31 protein-coding genes are annotated in these 25,595 nt (G+C 71.4%); 10 read left to right on the top strand and 21 right to left on the bottom strand.

Annotated features, from left to right (window positions below; translation table 11 throughout):
* Window positions 1-54 precede the first annotated feature (54 nt).
* The gene (locus AB0I67_RS28225; protein WP_357929145.1) at window positions 55-597 is read right to left on the bottom strand and encodes an HD domain-containing protein; all 543 of its coding nucleotides are present in this window, start codon (window positions 595-597) and stop codon (window positions 55-57) included.
* Window positions 598-663: 66 nt separating this feature from the next.
* Here AB0I67_RS28225 and AB0I67_RS28230 point away from each other — a divergent pair, with 66 nt between their 5' ends.
* On the top strand, window positions 664-1,026 hold the full coding sequence (locus tag AB0I67_RS28230; protein WP_357929148.1) for an MmcQ/YjbR family DNA-binding protein: 363 nt from the start codon (window positions 664-666) through the stop codon (window positions 1,024-1,026).
* Window positions 1,027-1,044: 18 nt separating this feature from the next.
* Here AB0I67_RS28230 and AB0I67_RS28235 read toward each other — a convergent pair whose 3' ends face one another.
* Window positions 1,045-1,635 (bottom strand): LysE family translocator, encoded by a 591-nt coding sequence (locus AB0I67_RS28235; RefSeq protein ID WP_357929151.1) that lies wholly within the window; start codon window positions 1,633-1,635, stop codon window positions 1,045-1,047.
* A 274-nt stretch (window positions 1,636-1,909) separates the two neighbouring features.
* On the opposite strand from AB0I67_RS28235, the gene AB0I67_RS28240 reads away from it, so the two are divergent.
* Window positions 1,910-2,506 carry a hypothetical protein gene (locus tag AB0I67_RS28240; RefSeq protein WP_357929153.1) on the top strand — a complete coding sequence of 199 codons (597 nt, stop codon included), beginning with the start codon at window positions 1,910-1,912 and terminating at the stop codon, window positions 2,504-2,506.
* Here AB0I67_RS28240 and AB0I67_RS28245 read toward each other — a convergent pair.
* Genes AB0I67_RS28245 through AB0I67_RS28310 form a run of 14 tightly spaced genes read right to left on the bottom strand, consistent with a single transcriptional unit; the run spans window position 2,499 to window position 14,702 of the window.
* Window positions 2,499-3,677 carry an aminotransferase class V-fold PLP-dependent enzyme gene (locus AB0I67_RS28245; RefSeq protein ID WP_357929156.1) on the bottom strand — a complete coding sequence of 393 codons (1,179 nt, stop codon included), beginning with the start codon at window positions 3,675-3,677 and terminating at the stop codon, window positions 2,499-2,501. The two genes, AB0I67_RS28240 and AB0I67_RS28245, sit on opposite strands and share 8 nt — an antisense overlap.
* The gene (locus tag AB0I67_RS28250; protein WP_357929158.1) at window positions 3,664-4,350 is read right to left on the bottom strand and encodes an ABC transporter ATP-binding protein; all 687 of its coding nucleotides are present in this window, start codon (window positions 4,348-4,350) and stop codon (window positions 3,664-3,666) included. The genes AB0I67_RS28245 and AB0I67_RS28250 overlap by 14 nt, the downstream gene beginning before the upstream one ends.
* Complete coding sequence (locus AB0I67_RS28255) at window positions 4,344-5,081, bottom strand: ABC transporter ATP-binding protein (RefSeq protein WP_357929161.1); 738 nt, start codon at window positions 5,079-5,081, stop codon at window positions 4,344-4,346. Before AB0I67_RS28255 ends, AB0I67_RS28250 begins: the two co-directional genes overlap by 7 nt.
* A complete protein-coding gene (locus AB0I67_RS28260; protein WP_357929163.1) occupies window positions 5,065-6,006 on the bottom strand; it encodes a branched-chain amino acid ABC transporter permease in 942 nt (313 codons plus the stop codon). Before AB0I67_RS28260 ends, AB0I67_RS28255 begins: the two co-directional genes overlap by 17 nt.
* Window positions 6,003-6,860, bottom strand: a complete 858-nt coding sequence (locus AB0I67_RS28265) for a branched-chain amino acid ABC transporter permease (protein WP_357929165.1) — start codon at window positions 6,858-6,860, stop codon at window positions 6,003-6,005. The genes AB0I67_RS28260 and AB0I67_RS28265 overlap by 4 nt, the downstream gene beginning before the upstream one ends.
* Window positions 6,857-7,987, bottom strand: a complete 1,131-nt coding sequence (locus AB0I67_RS28270; protein WP_357929167.1) for an ABC transporter substrate-binding protein — start codon at window positions 7,985-7,987, stop codon at window positions 6,857-6,859. The genes AB0I67_RS28265 and AB0I67_RS28270 overlap by 4 nt, the downstream gene beginning before the upstream one ends.
* Complete coding sequence (locus AB0I67_RS28275) at window positions 7,984-8,964, bottom strand: amidohydrolase family protein (RefSeq protein WP_357929170.1); 981 nt, start codon at window positions 8,962-8,964, stop codon at window positions 7,984-7,986. The genes AB0I67_RS28270 and AB0I67_RS28275 overlap by 4 nt, the downstream gene beginning before the upstream one ends.
* Window positions 8,961-9,476 carry a 3-hydroxyanthranilate 3,4-dioxygenase gene (locus tag AB0I67_RS28280; RefSeq protein WP_357929172.1) on the bottom strand — a complete coding sequence of 172 codons (516 nt, stop codon included), beginning with the start codon at window positions 9,474-9,476 and terminating at the stop codon, window positions 8,961-8,963. Before AB0I67_RS28280 ends, AB0I67_RS28275 begins: the two co-directional genes overlap by 4 nt.
* Window positions 9,473-9,862: a RidA family protein gene (locus tag AB0I67_RS28285; protein ID WP_357929175.1), complete on the bottom strand. Its 390-nt coding sequence runs from the start codon at window positions 9,860-9,862 to the stop codon at window positions 9,473-9,475. Before AB0I67_RS28285 ends, AB0I67_RS28280 begins: the two co-directional genes overlap by 4 nt.
* The gene (locus AB0I67_RS28290; RefSeq protein ID WP_357929177.1) at window positions 9,862-10,611 is read right to left on the bottom strand and encodes a fumarylacetoacetate hydrolase family protein; all 750 of its coding nucleotides are present in this window, start codon (window positions 10,609-10,611) and stop codon (window positions 9,862-9,864) included. The genes AB0I67_RS28285 and AB0I67_RS28290 overlap by 1 nt, the downstream gene beginning before the upstream one ends.
* Entirely contained in the window at window positions 10,608-11,621 is a 1,014-nt protein-coding gene (gene dmpG / locus AB0I67_RS28295; RefSeq protein ID WP_357929180.1) for a 4-hydroxy-2-oxovalerate aldolase, read from the bottom strand. The genes AB0I67_RS28290 and dmpG overlap by 4 nt, the downstream gene beginning before the upstream one ends.
* Window positions 11,618-12,517 (bottom strand): acetaldehyde dehydrogenase (acetylating), encoded by a 900-nt coding sequence (locus AB0I67_RS28300; protein WP_357929182.1) that lies wholly within the window; start codon window positions 12,515-12,517, stop codon window positions 11,618-11,620. The genes dmpG and AB0I67_RS28300 overlap by 4 nt, the downstream gene beginning before the upstream one ends.
* Window positions 12,514-13,311 carry a fumarylacetoacetate hydrolase family protein gene (locus tag AB0I67_RS28305; protein WP_357929184.1) on the bottom strand — a complete coding sequence of 266 codons (798 nt, stop codon included), beginning with the start codon at window positions 13,309-13,311 and terminating at the stop codon, window positions 12,514-12,516. The genes AB0I67_RS28300 and AB0I67_RS28305 overlap by 4 nt, the downstream gene beginning before the upstream one ends.
* Entirely contained in the window at window positions 13,308-14,702 is a 1,395-nt protein-coding gene (locus AB0I67_RS28310) for an aldehyde dehydrogenase family protein (protein WP_357929187.1), read from the bottom strand. Before AB0I67_RS28310 ends, AB0I67_RS28305 begins: the two co-directional genes overlap by 4 nt.
* 61 nt (window positions 14,703-14,763) lie before the next feature.
* Between AB0I67_RS28310 and AB0I67_RS28315 the strand changes: the two genes are divergently transcribed.
* The 5 genes from AB0I67_RS28315 (at window position 14,764) to AB0I67_RS28335 (ending at window position 18,121) form a co-directional block, all read left to right on the top strand.
* Window positions 14,764-15,504 carry an IclR family transcriptional regulator gene (locus tag AB0I67_RS28315; protein WP_357929189.1) on the top strand — a complete coding sequence of 247 codons (741 nt, stop codon included), beginning with the start codon at window positions 14,764-14,766 and terminating at the stop codon, window positions 15,502-15,504.
* Between the two features lie 44 nt (window positions 15,505-15,548).
* Window positions 15,549-16,241 carry a dienelactone hydrolase family protein gene (locus tag AB0I67_RS28320; protein ID WP_357929192.1) on the top strand — a complete coding sequence of 231 codons (693 nt, stop codon included), beginning with the start codon at window positions 15,549-15,551 and terminating at the stop codon, window positions 16,239-16,241.
* 93 nt (window positions 16,242-16,334) lie between these two features.
* Complete coding sequence (locus tag AB0I67_RS28325) at window positions 16,335-16,877, top strand: VanZ family protein (protein ID WP_357929194.1); 543 nt, start codon at window positions 16,335-16,337, stop codon at window positions 16,875-16,877.
* A gap of 150 nt (window positions 16,878-17,027) precedes the next feature.
* Window positions 17,028-17,780 carry a GntR family transcriptional regulator gene (locus tag AB0I67_RS28330; RefSeq protein WP_357929197.1) on the top strand — a complete coding sequence of 251 codons (753 nt, stop codon included), beginning with the start codon at window positions 17,028-17,030 and terminating at the stop codon, window positions 17,778-17,780.
* Window positions 17,781-17,902: 122 nt separating this feature from the next.
* Window positions 17,903-18,121 carry a hypothetical protein gene (locus tag AB0I67_RS28335; RefSeq protein ID WP_357929200.1) on the top strand — a complete coding sequence of 73 codons (219 nt, stop codon included), beginning with the start codon at window positions 17,903-17,905 and terminating at the stop codon, window positions 18,119-18,121.
* 618 nt (window positions 18,122-18,739) lie between these two features.
* Here the strand turns inward: AB0I67_RS28335 and AB0I67_RS28340 are convergent.
* Window positions 18,740-19,657, bottom strand: a complete 918-nt coding sequence (locus AB0I67_RS28340) for a hypothetical protein (RefSeq protein WP_357929203.1) — start codon at window positions 19,655-19,657, stop codon at window positions 18,740-18,742.
* A gap of 127 nt (window positions 19,658-19,784) precedes the next feature.
* Here AB0I67_RS28340 and AB0I67_RS28345 point away from each other — a divergent pair, with 127 nt between their 5' ends.
* Entirely contained in the window at window positions 19,785-20,315 is a 531-nt protein-coding gene (locus AB0I67_RS28345; RefSeq protein ID WP_357929205.1) for a gamma carbonic anhydrase family protein, read from the top strand.
* Here the strand turns inward: AB0I67_RS28345 and AB0I67_RS28350 are convergent.
* Entirely contained in the window at window positions 20,287-21,174 is an 888-nt protein-coding gene (locus AB0I67_RS28350) for a hypothetical protein (protein ID WP_357929207.1), read from the bottom strand. The two genes, AB0I67_RS28345 and AB0I67_RS28350, sit on opposite strands and share 29 nt — an antisense overlap.
* Window positions 21,175-21,305: 131 nt before the next feature.
* Between AB0I67_RS28350 and AB0I67_RS28355 the strand changes: the two genes are divergently transcribed.
* Both AB0I67_RS28355 and AB0I67_RS28360 read left to right on the top strand, forming a co-directional pair.
* Complete coding sequence (locus AB0I67_RS28355; RefSeq protein ID WP_357929210.1) at window positions 21,306-22,934, top strand: hypothetical protein; 1,629 nt, start codon at window positions 21,306-21,308, stop codon at window positions 22,932-22,934.
* A gap of 206 nt (window positions 22,935-23,140) precedes the next feature.
* Complete coding sequence (locus AB0I67_RS28360; protein ID WP_175589978.1) at window positions 23,141-23,302, top strand: hypothetical protein; 162 nt, start codon at window positions 23,141-23,143, stop codon at window positions 23,300-23,302.
* An 83-nt stretch (window positions 23,303-23,385) separates the two neighbouring features.
* Here the strand turns inward: AB0I67_RS28360 and AB0I67_RS28365 are convergent, their stop codons facing one another.
* The 3 genes from AB0I67_RS28365 to AB0I67_RS28375 are packed head-to-tail and all read right to left on the bottom strand — an operon-like array spanning window position 23,386 to window position 25,520.
* Window positions 23,386-23,667 carry a metal-sensitive transcriptional regulator gene (locus AB0I67_RS28365; protein WP_181610929.1) on the bottom strand — a complete coding sequence of 94 codons (282 nt, stop codon included), beginning with the start codon at window positions 23,665-23,667 and terminating at the stop codon, window positions 23,386-23,388.
* Between the two features lie 21 nt (window positions 23,668-23,688).
* The gene (locus AB0I67_RS28370; RefSeq protein ID WP_357929214.1) at window positions 23,689-24,756 is read right to left on the bottom strand and encodes a glycosyltransferase; all 1,068 of its coding nucleotides are present in this window, start codon (window positions 24,754-24,756) and stop codon (window positions 23,689-23,691) included.
* A complete protein-coding gene (locus AB0I67_RS28375; RefSeq protein WP_357929217.1) occupies window positions 24,753-25,520 on the bottom strand; it encodes a hypothetical protein in 768 nt (255 codons plus the stop codon). Before AB0I67_RS28375 ends, AB0I67_RS28370 begins: the two co-directional genes overlap by 4 nt.
* Between the last annotated feature and the right edge of the window lie 75 nt (window positions 25,521-25,595).

A 25,595-nucleotide genomic window follows, 5' to 3' on the forward strand; every position in this document is an offset into this window, starting at 1 on the left:
GGACCTTGGTGGATCGGTGGGAGGCCCGTCGGGGCACAGGTGGACCTTGGGGGATCAGTGGGGGCGTGCGGCCAGGTGGGCGATCGTGGGGCGCCAGGTGGTGAGTTCGGCCAGTGGGGGGCGGGTGAGGCCGATGACCTTGCCGAGGTCGTCGGCGCGGCGGAGGGTGACGGCGGCCGTGCCGTACGGCGAGGCGGCGAAAGCGGCGGCCTCAGCGGGTGACATCGGCCCACCCTGGAGGGCGAGTGTGCGCGCGCTCTCCGGCGACAACCCCCGCCCGGGTTCGACCGCCGCGAGGTACCGCTTGGCGGGCACGTGCAGCTCGACCAGCGCAGCCACCCGACGCCCGAGCAACGGCCCGACAGCCCGCGCCCCGGCGGCGGCGTGCCCCGCCTCGTCCCCCGGACACAGCAGGTGCCCGAGATCGTGCACCAGCCCGGCCACCTGGAGTTTGAGGTCGTCCGGCGCCCACTCCCGCAGGACGGCCGCCACCTGAAGCCCGTGATCCAGCAGAGGCACCGGGTCACCGCTGCGGTCGGGCGCGTCCCAGGCGTCCTCGCACGCGGCCAGCAACCCCATCAGCTCATCGACCGTCATACCCACCCACTCTGGACGAGTGTCGGCCCCGGAAACAGTCGGTGCCCTTCGATAGCCTCCATAGCCATGGACGCCAGAGAGCGACTGCTCGAGTTCGCCCTGGGCCTTCCGGAGGCCTGGGAAGATCATCCGTGGGGCGAGACCGTCGTCAAGGTCGGCAAGAAGGTCTTCGTCTTCCTGGGGATGGACGGCTCCGACGAGCGCTACGCGCCGAGCTTCACCGTCAAGCTGGTCAGCGAGTCCCACGGCCACGCGCTGACCGTGGAGGGCGCCGCCCCGACCGGCTACGGCCTGGGCAAGGCCGGCTGGGTGACCGTCCCGTTCCTGAGCAAGCTCCCCGACACCGAGATCCTGCTCGACTGGGTGGAGGAGAGCTACCGCCAGGTCGCCCCGAAACGCGCGATCAAACTGCTCGACGCCCAGCCCTGACCGCCCGGAGGCGAACGGCTACTGCACGGCCAGGCGGAGGGCGAAGCCGACCAGGACCACGCCGGTGATCCGCTCGATCCGGCGTTGCCAGCGCGGAGTGCGCAGCAGCGCGCCCAGCCGGTCCACCACCAGGATGTAGAGCACGAACCACCCCGCGTAGAGTCCCGCGAAGATCGCGGAGAGCAGGGCGGCCGAGGCACCTTCCATGAACTGCGGCAGGAAGGTCACGAAGAAGAGCAGCACCTTGGGGTTGAGCAGGTTCGACAGCAGCCCGTTGCGGACGTACCCCAGCCGGCCGGTCCTCGGCCTGTCCGGCGCGGCCTCGGCGGGGAGCTTGCCCCGCGAGCGCAGGCCCTGGAAGCCGAGCCACAGCAGGTAGGCGATGCCGAGCCAGCGCAACACGGCGAAGGCGGTGGGCGAGGCGGCCAGGAGGGCGGACAGGCCGACGGCGGCGGCCGAGGCGTGCAGGGCGAGTCCGAGCAGGCCGCCCAGCATGGTGAGCAGTCCGGCGGCACGGCCGTGCGAGATCGAGGTGCGCATCATGAGCGCGGCGTCCGGCCCCGGGATCATGATCATGACCAGGGCGGTGACCGTGAAGGTCAGCAGCATGACGGACGTCCACGACGAAACGCCACGTGGGCGGGTGAAGCGAGCACGCGGGGGTCTCCCGGAAGAGCTGGGGGCGCGCTCCGAGGAACCCGCGGGTGTGCAGGCCACACGGAACGCGGGCAAACAACAACAAAAGGTGCCTTGTGGGCAGGAAGCATGCTATCCGAAAGGCCACGAGTGCCAGACACTGGCCAACCCTTGACCGTGCTCCAGGGGTCAGACCTCAACGAACAGCACCACCCAGGCACCACCCAGGCACCACGGGGAGCACATCATGGGGTTCACGATCGCCACCGTCCTGACCGCCGCGACGCTGGCGGCAGCCGTACCGGACGGGTTCCTGATCTACGAGCGGGCCGATGCGCCCGCGCCGGTCATCAAGCTCGACGGCGGGGAGAAGTGGCAGGTGTCACGGAAGGCGCGGGGCGCGCAGTGGGTCAACCCGTGCGCCGACGCCCGCCTCGGGGCGAAGGGCCGGACGTCGGTGCGCAAGGCCGTCCTGCACGGCCCGGCCGCGGCGCAACTGGAGGAGGTCGCCTTCTACCGGAACGCCAAGGCCGCCGAGCGCGCGATGGACGACCTGCGCCGGGCGCTACGGCGCTGCGCCCGGGTGGACGACGGCAGCGGCGTGGGACGCGACCTGGTCTGGACGGCCACCCCGGCCCAGGTCGGCGACGAGGGCCTCAAGATCGCCGCGCAGGGCTACCAGGGCACCCAGGTCAGCCTGCACGGGCAGCGGGCCGTGGTGGCCCGCCGCGACCGCGCGGTGTTCGTCTACGCCCACGCCGACGAGGCCGCCGCCAAGCCCCGGCCCCAGGACTTCCGCCGGCACCTGAAGGACGCGGCCACGACGGCCGCCCGGCTCAGGTGACCGCCAGGCGCTGGGCGTAGCGGCTGTCGCGCCAGAGCTCCTTGTCCAGCACCTCGGCCAGCGTGGCCGCGGCGTCGTAGACGTCCACGTAGCGGGTGTACAGCGGCGCGAAGCCGAAGCGCAGGATGTCCGGCGCGCGGAAGTCGCCGTGCACCCCGTGGTCGATGAGCGCCCGCATCACCGGGTAGCCGTCCGGGTGGTAGAAGCTCACCTGGCTGCCCCGCAGCTCGGCCTCACGCGGCGAGGCGAGCTCCAGCGAGTCGCCGACCAGGTCCACGAAGAGCGAGGTCAGGGCCATGCTCTTGGCTCTGACCTGGGCCAGGTCCACCCGCTCCCAGATGTCGAGCGCCGCCTCCAGCGCGGCGAAGGACAACACGTGCGGGGTGCTGACGGTGAAGCGCCGGATGCCCTCGGCGGCGCGGAAGCGCGGCTCGAAGGCGAACGGCTCGGCGTGCGCGTACCAGCCGGACAGCACGTTCTCGGCGCGCTCGTGGTGGCGCGGGTTGACGTAGAGGAAGGCCGGGGCGCCCGGCCCGCCGTTCAGGTACTTGTACGTGCAGCCGACCGCGAAGTCGGCGGCCGAGACATCTACCTGGAGCGCGCCGACGCTGTGACAGACGTCCCACACCATGAGCGCGCCCGCCTCCTGCACCCGGCGGGTGACCTCGGGCACGTCGTAGCGGGCGCCGGTGCGGTAGTCCACCTCCGACAGCAGCACCACCGCGGCGTCGTCGAAGCGGCCCTCGGAGAAGTCGCGCAGCTCGCCCAGGCCCTCGACCATGTAGTTGTCGGTCGGGAACATGGCACGGTCCACCACGATCACCCGCCGGTCCGGGCGCAGCCGCAGCGCAGCGGAGACCGCCTGGTAGACCGCGATCGAGGTGGTGTTGCCCACCACGACCTGACCCGGCCCGGCGCCGATCAGCGGGGCCAGCCGGTCGCCGGTGGTCAACGGCTGGGCGTACCAGCCGGCGCTGTTCCAGCCGCCGACCTGCTGCCCACCCCACTCCTGCTCGACCGTGCGGGCCACCCGCTCGGCGGTACGGCGCGGCAGCGCCCCCAGCGAGTTGCCCACGAGGTAGACGACCCCCTCGGGCAACACGAACTCCTCGCGGAAGTCGCGCAGCGGATCCGCCGCGTCCAGCGCGGCGCAGGCCTCACGATCCAACACCCAGATACTCCTTCGCAGCCGCCGGGTCCTTGCGGAACCCGGCTGTGGTGGCGTGGTAGACGAAGCTGCCCTTGACCATGCACCGCACCTCGTCGGCGACCGCCACCGCCAGGTGGAGGTTCTGCTCGACGATGACGACCGACAGCCCGTCGAGCCCGGCCAGCACCTCGCCGAGCTCCTCCACGACCTTGGGGGCGAGCCCTTCGGATGGCTCGTCGAGCAGCAGCAGCCGCGGGTTGCCGAGCAGGGCGCGGCCGATGGCGAGCATCTCCTGCTCGCCGCCGGAGAGCTGGTCGCCCCGGTGGCGGCGCCGGGCGGCCAGCGACGGGAACAGGTCGTAGACCCGCTCGACCGTCCAGTCGCCGGGGCTGCGGGAGATGGCCAGCGTCTCCTCGACGGTGAGCGAGCGGAAGACCCGGCGGCCCTGCGGCACGATGCGCACGCCGTGCCGGGCGATGCGGCGAGTGTCGAGCCCGGCCAGTTCGACGCCGTCCAGCGTGATGCTGCCGGAACGCGGCTTGACCAGGCCCATCAGGGTGTGCACGAAGGTGGTCTTGCCGACGCCGTTGCGGCCGAGGACGGCGACGGCCTTGCCCGGTTCGAGGGTCATCGAGGCCCCGTGCAGGATCTGGGCCTCGCCGTACCCGGCGGTGAGCCCTTCGACGGTCAGCACCAGATCTCCTTCGTCGTGCCGAGGTAGACCCGTTCGACCTCTTCCGAGGCCCGGATCTCGGCGGGCGCGCCATCGGCGATCACCTGGCCGGCGGCCAGCACGGTGACGTGCGAGGCGACGGCGAAGACCACGTCGAGGTCGTGTTCCACGATCAGCAGGGTGGTGTCGAGCACCTGGATCAGTTCGGCGAACTTGGCGCTCTCGGCGGCGGACATGCCCGCGGCGGGCTCGTCGAGCAGCAGCAGGCGGGGGTCGCGGGCCAGGGACATGGCCACTTCCAGGCGTCGGGCCTCGCCGTGGGAGAGCGAGCCGGCGAGGGTCCCGGCCCGCAGCTCCATGAGGTCGAGGAAGCGCGCCGCCTCCTGCTTGGTGCGCAGGTTCGCGGCCGGCGAGCTCCAGATCCTGGTGCCCACGCCCTGCCGTGACCGCACCGCGAGCGCCACGTTCTCCTCGCAGGTCAGCCCGGTGAACAGGCTGCTGTGCTGGAAGGTCCTGGCGATGCCCAGCCGGGCCCGGCGGTGTTCCGGCAGCTTCGTGACGTCCCGGCCGGCGAACTCGATCGTCCCGGCGGTCGGCCGGAGCGAGCCGGCGATCGTCGCGAACAACGTCGACTTGCCCGCGCCGTTCGGCCCGATGAGCGCCCGGCGCTCGCCTTCGGCCACGGTGAGCGAGACGCCGTCCACCGCGTTGAGCGCGCCGAAGCGCATCGTCACCTCATGCAGCCTGAGCACGGCGCCTCCACAGTCCTTGCAGGCCGCCGGGGAGCAGGTAGACGCAGATCACGAAGAGCGCCCCCTCCACCAGCAGCCACTTGTCGCCGAGCGCGGTCGAGGTCACCGCGCGCAGCACGATCAGCGCCACGCCCGCGACCAGCGGCCCGGCCAGCGAGTCGCGCCCGCCGAGCAGCACCATCACCAGGAGCAGCACCGAGACGCCGATCTCCAGGTGGGTGGGGGCGACGAAGGTGTCCTTCTGCTCCACCAGCGCTCCCCCGGCGGCGCACACCGCGCCGGCGATCACCACGGCGGCCAGCCGTACGCCGGTCACGTGGTAGCCGAGCGCGGCCATCCGCGCCTCGTTCTCGCGCGCGCCCGCGACGGCCCGCCCGAGCGGGCTGTTGCGCAGCAGCACCAGCGCGCCGAAGCCGAGCGCCACGACGGCCAGTGCCCACCAGTAGAAGGCGGCCACGTACGGCACGACCGCGTCGAGCCCGAACAGCTCGGCCTTGGGGATGCCGGACAGCCCGTTGTCGCCGCCGGTCACCCGGGTGGAGCGGGTCGCGGCCTGCACCGCGATCTCGCCGATCGCCAGGGTGAACATCAGGAAGAAGAACCCCTTGGTGCGCACCGCGAACCAGCCGGTGAGCAGCGCGAACACCACGCCCGCGGCGATGGCGACGAGCAGTTGCCCGAGCGCGTTGGCGGTGAGGTGCTTGGCGGTCAGGCCGGCCGCGTAGGCGCCGACGCCGAGGAAGGCGGCGTGCCCGAGCGAGGGCAGCCCGCCGTGCCCGACCAGGAAGGCCAGGCTGGCGGCCATCAGCCCGTAGGCCAGCCCGCCGCTGAGCAGGTCGAGCCGGTAGGGGTCCAGCACGTACGGCATGACCGCCATGACCGCCAGCACGGCGGCGACGGCGACGCCCTTGATCCTGGGGTTCATGCCGTCCTCCCGAACAGCCCGGCCGGCCGCCAGAGCAGCACGGCCGCCATGACGGCGAACAGCAGGTAGGCGGCCAGTTCCGGCACCAGGGCGACGCCGAGCGTCTGCACCTGCCCGATCAGCAGCGCGCCGAGCGCCGCGCCCCGGATGGAGGCCAGCCCGCCGACCACGATGACGATGAGCGCCAGCACGAGCACCTCGGTGTCGAGCCCGGCGCGCAGGTTGAGCAGCGGCCCGCCCAGCACGCCGGCGAAGACGGCCAGCGCGCATCCGGCGAGCACCACGCCGAGCCGGACGCGCCTGACGTTGACGCCGGTGGCGGCGAGCATCTCGGGGTCGTCCACCGCGGCCCGCACCAGCGCCCCGGCGCGGGTCTTCTCGAAGACCCAGAAGGTGGCGCCGGCGATGGCCAGCCCGGCGACGATCACGGCGACCCGGTAGGCCGGGTAGCTGCCCGCGATGCTGCCGTCGAGCCCGATCGGCGCGGCCAGGCTGTGGAAGCCGCGGTCGACGCTCTGCAGCAGGAACTCCGAGAGCAGGATGGCCAGGCCCATGGTGAGCAGCGCCTGGTCGAGGTGGCCGCGTCCGCGCAGCGGCCGGATCGCCGCCGACAGCCCGCCGCCGAGCACGAGCCCGGCGACGACGGCCAGCAGCGCGACGCCGATGAAGACGGCCAGGGAGACCGGCGCCTCCCCGATGATCAGCAGGGCGAGGTAGCCCCCGGCCATGTAGAGCGCGCCGTGCGCGAGGTTGAGCACGTCGAGCAGGCCGAAGATCATCGTCAGCCCGACGGCGAGGACGAAGAGCAGGGCGCCGAAGGCGATGCCGTCGAACGCGGTGACGAGCAGGTTCACGAGGCGGGGTCCGGCGGGATGGTGGCGATCACCTTGTTCGCGCCGCCCTCGTAGGTGCGGGCGTACCAGTTCTGGACCGGGTTGTGCTTGTCGGCGTCGAGCTTGAAGGTGCCGCGCGGGCTGGTGATGTCGCCCACCTTGGCCAGCGCCTCGGACAGGTCGCCGCCGGCCGCCACGGCCTTGTCGATGAGCTGCATGGCGTCCCAGCTCTGCAGCGCCACGACCGAGGGGTTCTTGCCGGTCTTGGCCTTCCACTTGCTGACGAAGGCGGCGTTCTCGGCGTTGTCCAGGGCCGGGGAGTACAGGCCGACGCTGGTGATGCCCTCGGCGTCGGCGCCGATCGCCTGGAGCACGTCCTCGTCGGTGATGTTCTGGCAGGTCAGCAGCTTGACCTTCTGGTCGTAGCCGAACTGCTTGAAGTTCTTGGCGAAGGTGATCGCCTCGCCGCCGGCGTAGAAGACGTAGAGGAACTTCGCCTCGGCCGGGATCTGGCTGAGGTAGGGCTGGAAGTTCTGGGTCTTGCCGAAGGGCGTGAGGATCTGCTTGATCGGCGCGGCGCCGCCGGCCTTGGCGAAGCCGTCGGCGAAGCCCTTGAGCGTCTCGGTGCCGGCGGAGTAGTCGGCGCCCATCAGCACCGCGCCGTCCTTGCCGTAGGCCTCGGCGGCGTACTTGCCGGCCGCGTAGCCGTGCATGTAGTTCGTGTAGGAGACGCGGAAGACGCCCGGGCCGCCGAGCGCGTCGGCGCCGGCGTTGGCGATCACCACCGGGGTCTTCTGGGCGGCGGCCTCCTTGGCCACCGCCACCGCGACCGGCGAGGCGATCAGACCGGTGATCACGTCCACCTTGTTCTCAAGGGTGAGCTGCTTGGCCTTCTGCTGGCCGGTCTCGGGGTTGCCCGCGTCGTCCGCGGTGATCAGCTCGGCCCGCTTGCCGCCCAGCTTGTCGCCCTTCTCGGTGAGGTAGAGGCGCATCGCGGCCTCCATGTCGTCACCGAGGGCCGAGTAGACGCCGGTCTGCGAGATGATCGCGCCGATCTTGACCGTGGAGTCGTCCTGCGCGCCCTGCATCGCGCCACCGCCGCAGGCGCTGGCCGACAGGAGCAGCAAAGCGAGGACCGCATATCTCATGGGAGCTCTCCGAGAAAGACTTCAGCGTTGTTTCCGAGGATCCTCGCGCGTGCCGTACCGGAAAGGAACCCCGCGTTTCGCACCACTTGTCCCACTGGCGTCTCGCCGAGCGGGTAGGGGAAGTCGGAGCCCAGCAGCACGTGCTCGTCGCCCAGGACGTCGACGAGCAGGCGCAACGAGCGCTCGTCGAAGACCACGGAGTCGACGCTGAAGCGGTCGAGGTAGTGGGACGGGGGGTGCTCGGAGGTGCCGATCACGTCGTTGCGACGGTGCCAGGCGTTCTCGAAACGGCCGAGCCAGAAGGCGAAGGAACCGCCCCCGTGCGCGAAGCAGATGCGCAGCGAGGGCGGCACCCGATCGAATACCCCGCCGAGGACCATCGCCATGATCGACAGATGGGTCTCGGCGGGCATGCCGACCAGCCACTGCGCCATCCACCGTGCGACCCGTGGACCGGTCGGCATGTCCCAGGGGTGGACGAAGACCGGCATGCCGGTCTCGGCGCAGTGCTGCAGGAACTGGACGACGCCCTCGTCATCGAGGTCGCGGTCGCCCACGTGGTTGCCGATCTCCACGCCCCGGTGCCCCTGCTCGCGGCAGCGGTCGAGCTCCTCGCAGGCCAGGTCCGGGTCCTGGAGCGGCACCTGGCAGAACGGGATGAGCCGCTCGCTGGGCGCGCAGATCTCCAGGGCCAGGTCGTTGAAGACCTTCGCGACCCGGGCCGCCTCGGCCGGGGACCGGTCGTAGCCGAAGAAGACGGGGGTCGGCGAGACGACCTGGCGGTCGACGCCGTCGGCGTCCATCCGGCTCAGCCGGGCCTCGGCTTCCCAGCACTCGTGGCCGATCTTCCGGAAGTCCCGGTCGTTGACGAGGATCATGGCCTCGCGCTCGGAGTCGACGCGCAGCCGGGGCGCCCCGGGCCAGCCCAGGTCGGGCCAGCCCTTGGGCACGTAGTGGGTGTGGATGTCGGTGATCATTTGCCGGGGTGCACCGCTCCGCAGGCGCCGCAGGTGCGGGCCTTCTCATCGGCGTAGAACGCCTCGAAGACCGGCGGCAGGTCCTGGACGATGTCCCGCACCTGGAGCTCGACCTCGTGCACCAGCGCGTTGCAGTCCGGGCAGTACCACTGGAACTTCTCCAGCACGCCCTCCGGCCGGACCCGCTCCACCAGGAAGCCGATCGAGCCCGGCTCCGGGCGCTGCGGCGAGTGCGGCAGGTTGGGCGGGAGCAGCCACATCTGGCCCTCGCGGATGTGTACGGTGTCCGGCCCGTCCGGGGTCATGACGTTCACGTGCATGTTGCCGCGGACCTGGTAGAAGAGCTCCTCGTAGGGGTCCACGTGGAAGTCGGTGCGCGCGTTCGGCCCGCCGACGACCATGACGATCAGGTCGTTGGCGCCCTCGAAGATGATCTTGTTGGCCACCGGCGGCTTGAGCAGGTGGGCGTGCTCGTCGATCCACTTGGTGAAATCGAGCGGCGGGATCGTCATTGCGGCCTCCAGGCGATGGCTTGGATCTCGATGAGCAGGTGCGGGTGCGGGAGCTGGTGGACCGCGACCGTCGTGCGAGCCGGCCCGGTCTCGTCGAAGAACTCCGCCCAGACCTCGTTGTAGCCCTTGAAGTCGTTCATGTTGACCAGGTACGTCGTCGCCTGCACCAGGTCGCCGAGCGAGGCCCCCTCGGTCTTGAGGATCTCGCCGATGTTCTGGATCACCGCCCGCGTCTGCGCCCGGATGTCCAGGTCGGTCGTGCCGAGCTCGTCCACCTCGACCCCGGCGAAGCTGTTGTCGGGCCGCCGCGAGCTGGTGCCGGAGACGAACAGGAAGTCGCCGGCCCGCTTCACGTGCGGGAACCGCCCTCTGGGTACGGCCAGCATCAGGCCCCCCTCAGCGACACCGAGCCGAGGTGCTGGACTTCGGCCCGCACGTGCGTGCCCGGCTTGAGCGGCTCGGCCGCCGTGGCCGCGCCGGCCAGCAGGATCGAGCCCTCCTCGATGACCTGCCCCGCCTGTACGGCCAGCCGTGCCGCCTCGACGATCGCCCGGCGCGGATCGCCGAGGATCGCGCCGGTCGACCCGGCGTGCGCGGGCCGCCCGTCCAGCGCGAACACCACGCCGAGGTTCCACTGGGCGGGATCGTAGGCCCGCCAGGCGCCGACGCAGTAGGCCGCCGCCGAGGTGTTGTCCGCGACGACCGACTCCAGCGAGAAGCGGAAGTTCTCGTAGCGCGAGTCGATCAGCTCGATGCCGGCCGCCACCGCGGCGACCGCGCCGGGCAGCAGGGCGTCGGCCACCGACTCGATCCGGCGGCCGACCAGGTAGACGACCTCGGGCTCGACCCGCGGGTGGATGTAGCGCGACAGGTCGGCCGTGCCGCCGTCGGGGATCACCATGGCGTCGGTGAGCCGGCCGAGGATGAGGTCGTGCACGCCCATCTGGACGCGCTTGGCCTCGCTGGTGAAGCCGAGCTTCACCCCGGTCTGCCGCTCGCCGCGCTTGCGCCGCAGGCCGATCAGCTCGTCCTGGACGGCGTAGGCGTCGAAGCCGGGCTCGGGCTGGGCGATCGGCTTGGCGGTGCGGGTGGCCTCGTCGAGCCGCTCGGCCAGCGACGTTTCAGGATTTGTCACGACTGCTCCCCCGAGCTCAGGTCCAGGGCGATGTCCACGATCATGTCCTCCTGCCCGCCGACCATACGCCGCCGCCCGGCCTCGGCCAGGATCGCCCTGGTGTCGACGCCGTAACGGGCCGAGGCGGACTCGGCGTGCCGCAGGAAGCTGGAGTACACGCCCGCGTAGCCCAGGGTCAGCGTCTCGCGGTCCACCCGGACCGGCCGATCCTGCAGCGGCCTGATCAGGTCGTCGGCCGCGTCCATCAGGGCGTACAGGTCGCAGCCGTGCTCCCAGCCCATCAGGTCGGCCACCGCCACGAACGCCTCGATCGGGCAGTTGCCCGCACCCGCGCCCATGCCGGCCAGCGAGGCGTCCACCCGCACGCAGCCGTTCTCGACCGCGACGACCGAGTTGGCCACGCCGAGCGCCAAATTGTGGTGGGCGTGGATGCCGAGCTCGGTCTCCGGCTCCAGCACGTCCCGGTAGGCGCGCATGCGATCGCGCACGCCGTCCATGGTCAGCCGGCCGCCGGAGTCGGTGACGTAGACGCAGTGCGCGCCGTAGGACTCCATCAGCTTGGCCTGGCGGGCGAGCTCCTGCGGCGAGGTCATGTGCGACATCATCAGGAAGCCCGCCACGTCCATGCCCAGCTCTCGGGCGGTGGCGATGTGCTGGGCGGAGATGTCGGCCTCGGTGCAGTGGGTGGCGATCCGCACCGACCGCACGCCCAGCGCCCCAGCCCGCTTGAGGTCCTCGACGGTGCCGATGCCGGGCAGCAGCAGCGTCGTCAGCTTGGCCCGCTTGACCGCGCCGGCGACCGCCTCGATCCACTCGTCGTCGGTCTGGGCGCCGGGCCCGTAGTTGAAGCTGCCGCCGGCCAGGCCGTCGCCGTGCGCGATCTCGATCGCGGCCACGCCGGCCTCGTCGAGCGCGCGGGCGATCTCGGCCGCCTGGTCCACGGTGTAGCGGTGGCGGATGGCGTGCATGCCGTCCCGCAGCGTGACGTCCTGGACGTAGATCGTGGTCATGCCAGCCTCTCAGCCGTGCGCAGGGCGGCGGAGGTCATGATGTCGAGGTTGCCGGCGTAGGCGGGCAGGTAGTGGGCCGCGCCCTCCACCTCCAGGAACACGCTCACCTTCATCCCGCCCTTGGCGCCGGGGACCAGCGTCCAGACCGGCTCGTCGTCGCCGATCCTGGCGAACTGCACGTCCTGCTTGAGCCGGTAGCCCGGCACGTACTCCTGGACCTTCGCCACCATCTCCGCGACGGCGGCGCTGACCGCGCCCTCGTCGCACTCCTCGACCAGGCAGTAGACGGTGTCCCGCATGATCAGCGGGGGCTCGGCCGGGTTGAGGATGATGATCGCCTTGCCGCGCTCGGCGCCGCCCACCCGCTCGATCGCCCGGGCGGTGGTCTCGGTGAACTCGTCGATGTTGGCCCGCGTGCCGGGCCCGGCCGACTTCGAGGCGATCGAGGCGACGATCTCCGCGTACCGCACCGGGGCCACCGAGGCGACCGCGGCGACGATCGGGATGGTCGCCTGGCCGCCGCAGGTCACCATGTTCAGGTTGGGGGCGTCGAGGTGCTCGCCGAGGTTGACCGGCGGGACGACGTAGGGGCCGATCGCCGCCGGGGTCAGGTCGATGACCCGCTTGCCGTACGGCTGGAGCACCGCCCAGTTGTGCCGGTGGGCGCCGGCGGAGGTGGCGTCGAGGACGACGTCGATCTCGCCGAAGCCGTCCAGCTCGACCAGGCCCTCCACGCCGTGGTGGGTGGTCGCCAGGCCGCGCCGGCGGGCTCGCGCCAGGCCGTCGGAGTCGGGGTCGATGCCGGCCATGGCCACGACCTCGACGCGCTTCGACAGCAGCGCCTTGAACATCAGGTCGGTGCCGATGTTGCCCGACCCGATGATCGCGATCTTCATCGGGAGAACACCGCCCGCACCGAGCCCAGGCCGTCGATCTCCGCCTCGAACACGTCGCCGGGCTCGACCGGCACGACCGGGCCGAGCGCGCCGGTGAGCACGATGTCGCCCTTGCGCAGCGGGAACTCGCTGCGCGCGAGGGTGTCGGCGAGCCAGACCGCGGCGTTCAGCGGGTGCCCCAGGCAGGCAGCGCCCGCGCCGGTGGAGACCTCCAGGCCGTTCCTGGTCATGGTCATCCCGGCCAGCCGCAGGTCGAGCCCGCGCAGCTCGACCGGGGTGTTGCCGAGCACGAACGCGCCGCTGGAGGCGTTGTCGGCGATGGTGTCGGCCAGGGTGATGTCCCAGCCCTCGATCCGCGAGTCGACGATCTCGATCGCCGGGAGCACGAAGTCGACCGCCCCGATCACGTCGGCCACGGTGAACGGGCCGCCCTCCAGGTCCCGGCCGAGCACCAGAGCCACCTCGGCCTCCGCCTTCGGCTGCAGGAACCGCTCGTACGGCACGGCGAGCCCGTCGAGGTAGGCCATGTCCGCGAAGAGCAGCCCGAAGTCCGGCGAGTCCACCCCGAGCTGCTTCTGCACCGCGAAGTTGGTCAGCCCGATCTTGCGGCCCACCAGCCGCCGGCCCTCCTCCAGCGCGCGCCGCGAGTTGAGCTCCTGGACCGCGTACCCCTCGGCGGCCGTGCCGATCAGGTCACGCACCGGCGGGCAGGGCTTGCCGGTGCGGGCCGCCTCCCGCAGCCGGTCGGCCGCGACCGTGCGGGCGTCGACCGCCTCTGACCACGTGTCGGTCATGTCAGCTCCATGGTGATCGTGGTGGGCTCGGAGTAGAAGTCGAGCGACTGCGTTCCGCCCTCGCGGCCGATGCCGGAGAGCTTCACGCCCCCGAAGGGGGTGCGCAGGTCGCGCAAGTACCAGGTGTTCACCCAGACCAGGCCGGCCTCCAGGCGCTGGGCCACCCGGTGGGCGCGGCCGAGCCCGGTCGTCCACACCGTGGCGGCCAGGCCGTACTGGCTGCTGTTGGCCAGCTCGACCGCCTCGTCCTCGGGGTCGAACGGGCGCAGGTGGCAGACCGGGCCGAAGATCTCCTCGGTGTTGAAGCGGGAGCTCTCCGGCAGGCCGGTGACGATGGTCGGCTCGACGTAGTAGCCGGACTCGCCGGCCACCGCGCCGCCGCCGGTCAGGAACTCGCCGCCCTCCTCGCGCGCCAGGTCGAAGTAGGACAGCACCTTGTCGCGGTGCTCGGCGGAGATCATGGGCTGCCGGTAGACCTCGCCCGCGCCCGCGGCCAGCCGGCGCGCGAACTCGTCGAAGATCGAGCGCTGCACGTAGACCCGCTCGGTGCACAGGCAGACCTGGCCGCCGTTGGTGAAGACCGAGCGCAGCGTGCCGGCGACCGCCTTGTCCAGGTCGGCGTCCTCGAAGACCAGCGCGGCGTTCTTGCCGCCGAGTTCGAAGGAGACCGGCTTCACCCGGTCCGCCACCGCGCGCATGATCGTCGAGCCGGTGCGGGTGGAGCCGGTGAAGGTCACCCCGTCGATGCCGGGGTGCTCGACCAGGTGGCCGCCGGTCGCGCCGTACCCGTAGACGATGTTGACCACACCGGGCGGCAGGCCGATCTCGCGGCAGATCTCCGCGAGGAGCGCGGCGCTGCCGGGGGTGTTCTCCGACGGCTTGACCACGACGGTGTTCCCGGCGACCAGCGCGGGGGCCAGCTTCCAGGTCATGAGCAGGAAGGGCAGGTTCCACGGGACGACCACGGCGACCACGCCGAGCGGACGGTGGACGGTGTAGCTCAGCACGCCGGGCAGGTGGAAGGCGTTCGACGGCCGCTGGGCGGCGATCTCGGCGAAGGACCGGAAGTTGGCCGCACCCCTGGGGATGTCGAGCGTCCTGGTCTGCTCCACCGGCTTGCCGGTGTCGGCGATCTCCACGTCGACCAGGTCGTCGAAGCGCGCCTCGATGCCGTCGGCCAGCCGGCGCATCCACGCCGCCCGCTCGGCCATCGGCAGCGCCGCCCAGGCCGGAGCCGCCGCGCGGGCCGCGCGGACCGCGCGGTCGACCACGTCGCGGTCCGCCACGTGGACCTCGCGGATCTGCTTTCCGGTCACCGGGTCGTAGGCGGGGAAGGGGGTGCCCTCGGCGACCAGTTCACCGCCAATGAAATGGGCTATCTGCTCAAACACCGTCTCTCCTCATACATATGGATATAGAGGTTTTGCCCGGTTATGGACAACAATGCGTTCCATGTCGCGGAACCTGTCCATGCTGGAGAAGTCCTGGCTCATCCTCGACGCCTTCCGCCCCACCGGGGGGCCGTTGCGCCTGATGGACGTCGCCGAACGTTGCCACCTGCCCAAGACCACCACCTTCCGGCTGCTCACCGAACTGATCGAGATCGGCGCCGTCACCCGCCGGGAGGAGGGCTACTACCTCGGCCGGCGGCTGTTCGAGCTCGGTAGCATCGTCCCCCTCGAACGGGACCTGCGCCACGCCGCCCTCCCCTTCATGCACGACCTGTACGAGGCCACGCACGAGACCATCCACCTCGGCGTCCGCGACGGGCTCGACGTCGTCTACGTCGAGAAGATCCGCGGCCGGGAGTCCTTCTCGCTGCCCTCCCGCGTCGGCGGCCGGCTGCCGCTGACCTGCACCGGGGTGGGCAAGGCGCTGCTCGCCTACTCCGGGCCCGAGCTGATCGAGGAGGTCCTGGCCCGGCCGCTGCGCGGGCTCACCCCGCACTCGATCGTCGACCCGAAGCGGCTGGAGGAGGCCATCGGGCAGATCCAGGCCGCCGGACTGGCCTACGAACGGGAGGAGTCGCAGCTCGGCGGCGCCTGCATCGCCGCGCCGATCTTCACCGACGGCGAGGTCGTGGCCGCGCTGTCGGTCTCGGTGCCGCTGGCCCGCTTCCACCCCACCCGGCTGGCTCCCGCGGTCAAGACCGCCGCGCTCGGCGTCTCCCGCGCGATGGCCCGCTCGCTCTGAAACGCGTGCTGGAAGCGGGCCGGGCGGCGGGGGATGCTGGCACCATGCAGACACGCACGGACCAGGTCACCACCCGAGACGGCGCCTTCGACGTGCACCTGTGGTTCCCGGAGCGCGGCACGGGACCCGGCGTCCTCATCCCGCACGAGATCTTCGGCGTGAGCTCCTACCTCCGTGACGTGGCGGCCGAGCTGGCCGGCCGCGGGTACGTGGTCGCCGTCCCCGACCTGTTCTGGCGGCTGCAGCCCGGCTGGGCCCCCGAGCCCGGGCCCGACAACCTCGCCGCCTCGCTGGCCCTGTCCGCGCGGTTCGACTTCGCCAAAGGGGTGACCGACTGCGCGCTCGCCCTGGCCCACCTGCGGCCGCTGACCACGGGCAAGGCTGGGACGCTCGGCTTCTGCCTGGGCGGCTCGCTGGCCTTCACGCTGGCCGCCACCGTGGCCGTGGACAGCGTGCTGGCCTTCTACGGCTCGCTCGTGCCCGACCAGCTCGACCTGCTCGAACAGATCCGCTGCCCGGTCTTCCTGGCCTTCGGGGGGAGCGATCCGTACATCCCGCGCGAGCGGGTGCGGATGGCGGAGAAGGCGGCCGAGGGACGGCCCGGTGTCACGGTCTACGTGGACGAGGAGGCCGGGCACGCCTTCCACAACCACCAGGACCCGGCCTTCCACCAACCGGAGGCCGCCGCCCGGGTGTGGCCGGTCGCTCTCGACTTCCTCCGCGCCTCCCTCACCTGACGCCCGGCAGTCGCCGGGGCTGCACGGAACCTGCACGAGGCCCTCGCTCACCCTGTCTGGCGAGCCACCTTCCCGTACCCTCACCATGGTCCGGTGAGCGAGACCTTCCACAGGTGGGGAAATATCGTGACAGCGGGAGCTTTGGCGGTTCCGCTGGCCGTCCTCGCCATGATCGTGATCGCGCGGGTCCGGCGCGGCCGCGGACACCCCGCCCCGGCCCGGACGGCGATCGCGGACGTCGGCATCGTCGCCGGCACCGTGCCCTGGGTCTGGATGATCCTCACCCCTGCCGCCGGCCCGAGCGGCCTCAGCCTGATCCCCTTCCACGACCTCGCCCAGCTCGCCACCGCTCCGTGGCAGACCGTGTTCGTGCAGGTCGGAGGCAACCTGCTGGTCCTGGCCGCGCTCGGCGCCCTGCTCCCCGTGCGCTCCCCGCGCTTCGCTTCGCTCGCCCGCGTCGCGCTCGTGGCCGCCCTCGGGTCGGCCCTTTTGGAGACACTTCAGTACGGCCTGCGGCTCGGCCGGCTGTCGTCGATCGACGACGTGGTGATCAATACGGCGGGAGCCGTACTGGCTGCCCTGGTTACGCGCCGCTGGTGGGCGCGGCCAATAGCGGCCGGGATCGTTCCAAGGTAACGGTCGGCAACAACCCCCGTAGATCGCCACACGGGCACGATCCACTCAAAAGAAGCACGCGACCAACCTGCGTATCTGTGCGATCGTGGACAAGACGGGGCAAGTTCTCTGGAGACGCCAAACCCGGTTGGTGACAGAGGGTGGTCGAACGTGTCTGAATCCCCGGTACCTCACGAGCCTCCCATCTACCGTCGCATCGCCGACCAGCTCCGTGCCCGGATCTCGGCCGGCGAGCTACGCGATGGGGACAAGTTGCCGGGCGAGAACGCGCTCATGTCCGAATACGGAGTCGCCCGCGCCACGGCCCGGCAGGCGCTCTCCGTCCTGATCAACGAAGGGCTGGCGGTACCCAAACGAGGCTCGGGGGTCTATGTGCGCCTGTTCAAACCCATCCGTAGACACGGCTCCCGCCGCCTGTCCCGCGAACAGTGGGGACAGGGGCAGTCCATCTGGGACGCGGACACCAGAGGACGCCCGTTCACCGTGGACGAGGTGGAGGTCATCCGCGAACCCGCATCGCTCGAAACGGCGAGCCTGCTCGACACCCGCGAGGTCTGGGTCAGGCGGCGGCGGTACTCCGTCGACGCGCGCCCTGTCCAGCTCGCCACTTCCTACTATCCCGCCGACCTGGTGGAGGGGTCTGCGATCACGCTCGACGACACCGGACCCGGTGGCGCCTACGCGCGCCTCCGCGACCTGGGCATGCCGCCCGCGCACTTCACCGAGGAGGTGCGTGCCCGCATGCCCCAGCCGCGCGAGTCGCTCCTGCTCGACCTGCCCGGCGGCACGCCGGTCATCGTCGTCCTCCGCACCGCCTACACCGTCCGAGGAATCCCCGTCGAGCTCAACGAGATGGTGTTGGATGCGGCGGCTTATGTACTCCAGTACGACTTTGACGCATAGATCAAGATTGACTGTCAAGCGGTAGGTTGACCTAGCCTTGGCGGATCTTGTCCTCTCTAGAGATGTGCAGTCTCCTAGAGAGGGCAGGGAACGACCCGAAGCTGGCCCGGGAAGGGTGAGAGATGTCCCTAGATAGGCATCTTGCCGAGATCGCCCGGGAGTTCCCGCACTGGACCATCTGGCGGAGCGACGCCGGCCGCTGGTGGGCCACCCGGCACCACCCGCTCAACGCAGTGCAGCGCGAGGCGGGATGTGCCATGACCATAGACGCCGACGAGCCCGACGGGCTGCGCGAACAACTCGTCGACCAGGAAAGGCGGGCCGGGGTCGCAGACCCCTGATGGACCGCTCCACATACGCCTCAACGGCGAGGCCCCTAGTCGCCCGGTGCCGGGTCCAGCGTCTCGGCGGCTCCGGCACCGGGCTCCCACGCGGAAGCATCCGACCCTATCGGGGGCGGGTGCTTCCGCTTGTCCCCCTCTCCCCTGCCACCCACCAGCAGAAACCCGCTCCCCGGGACCCGTGACCTTGCCGGGACCGGGCCTCACCGACCGGGGACCCGTGGGGACTTAAGGAAGCCCGCCGCAAGGGGCGGGCCAAAGGAAGGAGGGCGAGAGCGTCCGCGCGACGCGAGCCAGCCGGAGGATCGAGTCGCGGGGACCTGGGAGCGAGCGGGCCGCGAGGACCGAGCCGGGAACGGGGAGCGAGCGGGCCGCGGGGAACGAGCCGGGAGCGGGGAACTGTAAGCGAGCGGGCCGCGGGGAACGAGCCGGGAGCGGGGAACGGGGAACGAGCGGGCCGCGGGGAACGGACCGGGAGCCGACGACCGGGAAGCGGTCGCGTGGATGCGGCCGGAAGCAGGCCGTCCCCACCCCCGCCCGCCCACCACAACCAATGCGGCGAGAAGATCGGGCGGTGGGGCATGACCCTGTCCGACGGCCAAGGAACGTCGGCGAAAACTACTGAGGAATCCGATCCAAAGTAGCCTCGTCCTCCTCGTCCTCCACCTCAGCGATGATCACCTGCACAGGCGCCTCAACCGCCGCAACCTGCGGCTGCCCAGGGATCAACTCCCCGGCCATGGCCTCCTTGTCCATGAGATCCGCCAGCACCACACTGATCTCACTCAACCGCCGCACAACCTCCCCGTGCGTGTCGGTGAGGTAAGCCACCCGCCGCCCGGTGTGCTCGTCCAGCGCGCTGGCCCGCTGCTGCGCCGTGGTGAGGGTGCTGTCCGCCTCCGCCCGCGCACTGGCCAGCGCCGCGTCCGCCTCGTTGCGCGCGCTCTCCACGAGCTGCTCGGCCTCCATCCGCGCCGAGGTGAGCATGCGCTCGGACTCGGCCCGAGCCTCGCGCACCCCTTCCTCCGCCTCGGCCCTGGCGGTGGTGAGCGTCTCTTCGGCGTCGGCGCCGGCCTGGGCGAGCATGCGCTCGGCGGCCTCGGTGGCCTCGCTGACGCGGCGCTCGGCCTCGGCCTGCGCCGAGGTGAGGATCTTGTCCGCGGTCTCGCGGGCGGAGCTGACCAGCCGCTCGGCCTCGGCCTGGGCCGCCTCGACGCGCCGGACCGATTCCGTCTCGGCGTCGGCGCGCTTGGCCGCCGCCTCCTCCTCGCCGAGCTTGAGGATCTGCGCCAGGCGCGGGCTCAGGTCGTCGTAGCTCTGGGGGGCCTCCACCATGCGGCGCCGGGCCTCGGCGAGCTCGATGCGCGACTGCTCGGCCTGGTCGATCGCTCTGGCCAGCCGCTCCTCCAGGTCCCTGATCTGGTTGCGGGTACGAAGCATGTGGTCATGCACCTGACGACGGTTGTAGCCGCGGATCGCGACCTCGAAGGCGTCCTCTTGCATGAGTTCGGGAAGGATGTCGTGCTGGTTCGTCATGGAGAGTACCTATTGCGTGAGGCGGGAGGATCACTGGGGGTTGTGGCTAGGTGACGTCTGGGATACGACTTTCCTGCCATCTGACCGACTCCGCAACCGGAACGGGTCAGACAGGGGAGGAAATACGATGTCCCAGGTGTACATCGCAGCATTGGACGGCGACGCCGTACCCGACATTCACCCCGAGGCGTTCATAGCCCCAGGTTCTACCGTAGTCGGGAATGTCAGGATTGGGCGTAACGCAAGCATCTGGTACGGCTCCGTTCTCCGGGGCGACGACGAACGCATCGACGTCGGCGAGGAATGCAACGTCCAGGACCTCTGCTGCCTGCACGCCGACGCCGGGCAGCCGGCCGTCCTGGAGGCGCGGGTCAGCCTCGGCCACAAGGCCATGGTTCACGGCGCGCATGTGGAGACCGGTGCCCTGATCGGCATAGGCGCAATCGTGCTGGGCGGCGCGCGCATCGGCGCGGGCACTCTTGTCGCTGCTGGGGCCCTGGTCGGACCGGGAAAGAAAATCCCCGCGGGCGTGCTCGTCGCCGGCACGCCGGGCCGGATCGTGCGCGAGCTGACCGACGAGGACCGCGCCATCTTCGCGCGGACCCCCGACACCTACATGGCCAAGGCGCTCAGGCACCGGCAGGCGTCAGCGCTTTGATCAGCACGTCGTCCGGCACCGCGGCGGGGTTCATGGCGTCCACGCCCTCGGGCAGCCGCGGGCGCAGGAACCGGACGAAGTCGACGCTCAGCTTCAGGTCCGGCCTGCCCTTGATCTCCGTCGTGTTGGCCTTGGCGGCGTCCTTCTTCAGCGTGCCCAGGCTGTCCCAGTCGGTGTAGGCGGTCACGCCCCACTGCAGCACCTCGACCTCGGCCAGGTCGGGGCGGAGCCAGCGCCGGCCGACCTTCCAGGCGCCGCCCTCCTCCTTGTAGAAGGCGACCACGACCGGCCCCGAGCGGGCCAGCACGAGTTCGACCCAGCCGTCCTTCACCGGCAGTTCCTGCGGCTTGGAGCTGCCGTTGAGCGTCTCCTTGACCTCGACCCGCCCCGGCGTGTCGCCGGTGCCGACGGTCACCGACAGCCAGTTCGGCTTGGCGTCGGAGCCGGGCACCCGGAGCATCGCGCCGCCGAGGGAGAACTTCTGCTTGGGCCGCCCGCCCTTCGACCCCTCCGCCTTGACCCGCGTGTGCAGCACGATGTCGCCGGCCAACTCCTGGTAGACCAGCGGGCCGCGGAAGCCGTCGAACCAGGTCGAGGTCTTCGGCACCAGCTTCAGCTGGCCGCCGGTGATCTCCAGGGTGGACAGCCGGTTCAGGTGGCCCTCGGTCAGGTTGAGCCGGTTCCAGACGGCCATCTCGGCCGGGCTCTCGAACTCTCCGGAGGCCGATCCCACCTCGCCGCCCGGGTCCGGCGGCGTGGCCGCGGCGAGCGTCAGCGCCTTCGGCGACGCGGAGGGCGTGGGCGTCACCTGCGCCGCCGGCGTGGCGCCGCAGGCGGCGACCGTTCCCACAATGGCCACCGTTCCCAGCACCGTTACCCGCATATCGGACATTCTGCCCGCACCATGGGCCGGTCCGTAACCCGCGGTCCCGTCCGTAGCTCCCCGCCACCCTCGGGTACGGCAGGCGCCGCCCGCGTACCATTGCCGCCATGCCCGACCAAAGGGACCCGCACGCACCAGCCTGGGACCCCTTCGCCGAGGCCGAGGCGGAGGCTCGCGCGATGGTCCTCGACCCGCGCTGGCCGGGGCTGTCCGTGCCCGCCAAGGCCCAGGCGCTGGCCGCCCGCATCCTGGTCACGCCCGACGGCGCCCGCTGGCTGTACGGCGCGCACGGCCGCTGGCACGTCCAGGACCCTTCCGACGGCCGCTGGCATCTCGCCCCGCCGCCGCGCGGCTGCCCGGCCACCCGCGTCCCGCAGCCCGCGCTCGCAGTGATCCCCCCGCTCATCCCCAGCGGCCCCGACTGCGTGCCCGCCACCGGTTCGGTGCAGGGCTTCATCGGGCCCGACGTGCCCGAAGCGCTGACCGAGCACATCCGGGTCCTGCTGCGCGCCAACGGCCGCCGCTCGTGCGAGACCTTCCCGCTCACCGCGTTCGCCGACGTCTTCGCCTCCGACGTGCCCGGCACGGTCGCGGCCATCTGGGGGGCCGTCATGTGGAGCGCCTACGCGCCCGCCTTCGACGGCAACGAGCGGCTCATCACCATCTTCGGCGAGTACCTCGGCCGTCCGCTGCCCGGCGACGAGTGGGTGCGGTGGCTGCCGGCCACGCCGCTGCTCTCGCTGGCCACGCTCTTCGCCGAACGGGTCCGCGCCGACCAGCACCGGGCCGCGCTGCGGCTCGTCGCGCTCATGGCCGACACCGCGCACGCGCTCGCGGCCGATCCCCGCTTCCTGCCGCGGGCCGACGCGCTCGTGGCGATCCTCGACCCGCTGCTGCGGCGGCCCGACCTGGACGACCGGGCCGCGCTGCTGGGTGACCATGCGGTACTGCAGGCGTGGCTGGCCCGGTGTCCGGCCCGGTTCGACCGGGCGTTGCTGGGCGAGCGGGCCCCCGGTGAGGCGTTCCGGCACGCGCTCTACGACCTGACCGAAACCCTGGCCTTCGCCCCGGCTCCGCTGCCTCTGACCGCGGCTTTCCTGGCCGACCTGCCGGATCCGGGCTCCCGGATGCCCGCCTGGCTCGACCACCGGCTGCGGGCGCACCTCAAGCCCGCGCCCTCGGGGCAGGCGTGGGGCTCGGCCTCGTTCCCGGCCGCCCCCACCAGGATCGCCCCGGTCAGCGACCCGACGACCGGCTCCTGGCATCCCGAGCCCGCCGAACAGACCGGCGCATGGCACCCTCACACCGGCCCCCAGGCCGGCGCGCAAACCGGGGCGTGGCAGCCTGAGCCCGATGAGCGGACCGGGGCGTGGGATCCGCGAACCGAGGACAGCGGAGCGACCGGCCGAAGCTGGGCCGCCGCCGCGCCGTCCGGCACCGGGGCCGCCTCGCCGTCCGGCACCGGGACCACCGAAAGGTCCGGCAGCGGGGTCGCCGAAAGGTCCGGCACCGGGGCGACCGTACGGCCTGCTCCGCCGTACCGGAAACCCCCGGCCGAGATCGAGGCCCTGGAGCCCCCGGACCGGGCCACGGCGGCGGCGATCCTGGGCGCGGCCTACGCCACGGCCCTGGCCTGGTGCCGCCTGGTGGAGGAGGAGCCGGGACGGTTCGCCGGCCCCGCGGCGATGGCCGAGCGGATCGTCCACGAGCGCGACGACCCCCACGTAAACCACTAATCCCGCTATTTCACCCTTACTCCGCCTATATCGCCCTATCACGCAGACCAATAGCGCATTCGCCGAATTGTGATCTCAGATTCGGGAAATGATCCTGATGGGGGTATCGCGGCGCAGAAAGGAATGACTCCGATGGGCCATGTCGCCGCAAGGCCCCCCGCCGTAACCTCGATGAGGGTGTGGGCTGCGGAAGGAAGGACGACGCGGTGGGGCACGACGACCTGGACTCTCGGGTCCATGACCGTGTCGCGTTGGACGAGATTGCGCTCTACGCCGAGGTGCTCACCGCCGTAGCGATCAGCGAGCGGCGGCTGACCTTGGACGAGCTCGACGACGCGCTCGGATTGCGGACTTCGGCAAGCCGATGAGAACCAATCAACATGACCTAGTCCCGGGCTCCGCAGGGGTCCGGGACAGTGGTTCTCAGCGGGTCACGAATAACTAGTCAGTCCTACGACCGGACCAGCCTGGCGATCGCCGCCGAGGCCTCCTTCACCTTCGCGTCCGCCTCGGGCCCGCCGGAGTTGATGGCGTCGGCGACGCAGTGGGAGATGTGGTCCTCCAGCAGCCCCAGCGCGACCGCCTGGAGCGCCCGCGTGGCAGCGGAGATCTGGGTGAGCACGTCGATGCAGTAGGAGTCGTCCTCCACCATGCGCTGCAGGCCACGGATCTGGCCCTCGATACGCCTGAGCCGCGTCAGGTATGCCTGCTTGTCTCCGCTGTACCCATGCATGACTCCAAGGTACCGGCAACTTCAGCGTAGATCCGCGATGAGTTTCTCCCACTCCTCCCGCACCTGCACCGGGGTGTGGGCCTGGGCCGTCTCCATCGCGCCCGCCGCCAGCGACCGCCTGCGCCGCTCGTCGTCGATCATCGCCAGCAGCCCCAGCGCGAGCCGTTCCGGCTCGTTGCCGCCCTCGGGGACGAGCACCCCGTTGTAGCCGGTGGCGACGAACTCGGCCGGCCCGCGGGCCCCGTCGAAGGCGACGACCGGGACCCCGCAGCTCATCGCCTCCAGGAGGGTCATGCCCAGGTCCTCGGAGCGGGAGGTGTTGGCCACGATCGAGGCCTTGGCGAACTCGCCGGCCAGGTCGGAGGTCACGCCCATGAAGTACACGTGGTTGTGGAGGTTGAGCTCGGCGACCAGCGCCCGCAGCCGCGACTCCTCCGGCCCCGAGCCGTACAGCCGCAACCGCCAGTCGGGCCGCTTGTCGGCGACGACGGCGAAGGCGCGGATCAGCCGGTCGTAGGCCTTCACCGGCACCCACCGCCCGCCGGCGGCGACGATGCGGTTGTCCATCCGCGAGCGGGGCCAGGGCGCGACCGGCAGCGCGTCGCGGATGGCGTGGACGGCGGGGCCCTCCCCGAGCAGCCGTCCCCACTCCGCCCGCGCCGACTCCCCGGCCGTCACGACCGCGTCGAGCCGCGGGTAGTGCTTCACCACCGGAGCCGGTACGGCAGGCCGCCCCCACTCCCGGGCGATCCGGAGCGTCTCACGCGGCGCGTACCTGGCGGCCTGGACAGACAGGGCGGGCCGGGTGGTGATGAGAATGTCACTCCGGAGCGCCCGCAACGTCCGCCACAGGGCCACCTCCGTCCGCACCTGCCCGCGAGGCAACACGTGCCGGACACCCGGCCGGGCGTCGATGAGCGTCCGCATCTCCACGTTCGCCGCCACCGGGAAGAACGGCTTGTCCTTGGACCGCCTGATGCTGATGACCTCGACGTCGTGCCGTTCGGCCAGGGCCCCGGCGAGGTTGAGCGTGGCCCGCACGTCGCCTCGCATGCCGTACGCGGAGGGAAGCACCAGGGTGATCCTCACCCGCCCACCTCGATCCGCAGCTCGTCGTCGGCGGTGTAGCTGGGCCGTACCGGCACCCCGTCCACCCGCGCGGCCGGGTAGTGCACGCGGCGGCGTTTGCCGTCGATGTCGTCGAGGCGCGCGCTGAGCCGCAGCGCGCCGGGCACCCCCTCGACCTCCAGGGTGGGCTCCCAGACGCCGTGCTCGTCGGCGACCACGTCGACCAGGGAGACGGCGGCGTGGAAGCGGATGCCCTGCACGGTCGCGGCGGTGCGGATGGTGGCCTGCCGCCGGTGCAGCGCCAGGTTGGCCTCGTGGCGGGCGTCGTCGTCGTCGAGGCCGGTGTAGGCGAGCAGCCCGGTGACCTCGAAGCGGCCCTCGCGGAACCAGACCGCCCGCACCTCGGCGGCGGGCGAGGCGTCGTCGATCTTCAACGCCAGGAAGCCGTTGCGGGTGCGGTAGGAGCGGTAGGCCAGCGTGCGCCGGCAGAGCGCGTAGGCGTCGAGGTGGTCGAGCGAGAAGCCCGGGTCGACGCTCTTGATCCGGGTGCGCCGGTCCTCGTGCCGCAGGTAGGCGTCCCACCGCCCGGCGGTCAGGCCGAGCGGCGCGAGGGAGACCGCGAGGCTGGCCGTCTCCAGCGGTCCCAGCCGGATCTCGCGCTCGACGCCGCTGGCGCGGTGGCGCAGGACCAGGCTGGTTCCGGCGGGGAGGGGCTGGTCGATGGCGAGTCGCAGCGAGAGGACGTCGGCCAGGGTGACCTCCGCGTCCGTCACGACGACGCGCATCCGCAGCCCCCTCCCCGTCGATGAAAGCTGTGCGACGTTGAGGTTACCGTGATTTTCCCGTTATGTGGATGCCAC

The organism is Nonomuraea sp. NPDC050310 (genome assembly GCF_040655795.1).
Classification (GTDB): Bacteria; Actinomycetota; Actinomycetes; order Streptosporangiales; family Streptosporangiaceae; genus Nonomuraea.

What these genes read in the sequence shown, in the direction of transcription:
- AB0I67_RS28225 (WP_357929145.1), bottom strand. Translation starts at nt 597, where the DNA reads ATGACGGTCGATGAGCTGATGGGGTTGCTGGCCGCGTGCGAGGACGCC.
- AB0I67_RS28230 (WP_357929148.1), top strand. Translation starts at nt 664, where the DNA reads ATGGACGCCAGAGAGCGACTGCTCGAGTTCGCCCTGGGCCTTCCGGAG.
- AB0I67_RS28235 (WP_357929151.1), bottom strand. Translation starts at nt 1,635, where the DNA reads ATGCTGCTGACCTTCACGGTCACCGCCCTGGTCATGATCATGATCCCG.
- AB0I67_RS28240 (WP_357929153.1), top strand. Translation starts at nt 1,910, where the DNA reads ATGGGGTTCACGATCGCCACCGTCCTGACCGCCGCGACGCTGGCGGCA.
- AB0I67_RS28260 (WP_357929163.1), bottom strand. Translation starts at nt 6,006, where the DNA reads ATGAACCCCAGGATCAAGGGCGTCGCCGTCGCCGCCGTGCTGGCGGTC.
- AB0I67_RS28270 (WP_357929167.1), bottom strand. Translation starts at nt 7,987, where the DNA reads ATGAGATATGCGGTCCTCGCTTTGCTGCTCCTGTCGGCCAGCGCCTGC.
- AB0I67_RS28275 (WP_357929170.1), bottom strand. Translation starts at nt 8,964, where the DNA reads ATGATCACCGACATCCACACCCACTACGTGCCCAAGGGCTGGCCCGAC.
- AB0I67_RS28280 (WP_357929172.1), bottom strand. Translation starts at nt 9,476, where the DNA reads ATGACGATCCCGCCGCTCGATTTCACCAAGTGGATCGACGAGCACGCC.
- AB0I67_RS28285 (WP_357929175.1), bottom strand. Translation starts at nt 9,862, where the DNA reads ATGCTGGCCGTACCCAGAGGGCGGTTCCCGCACGTGAAGCGGGCCGGC.
- dmpG (WP_357929180.1), bottom strand. Translation starts at nt 11,621, where the DNA reads ATGACCACGATCTACGTCCAGGACGTCACGCTGCGGGACGGCATGCAC.
- AB0I67_RS28300 (WP_357929182.1), bottom strand. Translation starts at nt 12,517, where the DNA reads ATGAAGATCGCGATCATCGGGTCGGGCAACATCGGCACCGACCTGATG.
- AB0I67_RS28305 (WP_357929184.1), bottom strand. Translation starts at nt 13,311, where the DNA reads ATGACCGACACGTGGTCAGAGGCGGTCGACGCCCGCACGGTCGCGGCC.
- AB0I67_RS28315 (WP_357929189.1), top strand. Translation starts at nt 14,764, where the DNA reads ATGTCGCGGAACCTGTCCATGCTGGAGAAGTCCTGGCTCATCCTCGAC.
- AB0I67_RS28320 (WP_357929192.1), top strand. Translation starts at nt 15,549, where the DNA reads ATGCAGACACGCACGGACCAGGTCACCACCCGAGACGGCGCCTTCGAC.
- AB0I67_RS28335 (WP_357929200.1), top strand. Translation starts at nt 17,903, where the DNA reads ATGTCCCTAGATAGGCATCTTGCCGAGATCGCCCGGGAGTTCCCGCAC.
- AB0I67_RS28340 (WP_357929203.1), bottom strand. Translation starts at nt 19,657, where the DNA reads ATGACGAACCAGCACGACATCCTTCCCGAACTCATGCAAGAGGACGCC.
- AB0I67_RS28345 (WP_357929205.1), top strand. Translation starts at nt 19,785, where the DNA reads ATGTCCCAGGTGTACATCGCAGCATTGGACGGCGACGCCGTACCCGAC.
- AB0I67_RS28355 (WP_357929210.1), top strand. Translation starts at nt 21,306, where the DNA reads ATGCCCGACCAAAGGGACCCGCACGCACCAGCCTGGGACCCCTTCGCC.
- AB0I67_RS28365 (WP_181610929.1), bottom strand. Translation starts at nt 23,667, where the DNA reads ATGCATGGGTACAGCGGAGACAAGCAGGCATACCTGACGCGGCTCAGG.
- AB0I67_RS28375 (WP_357929217.1), bottom strand. Translation starts at nt 25,520, where the DNA reads ATGCGCGTCGTCGTGACGGACGCGGAGGTCACCCTGGCCGACGTCCTC.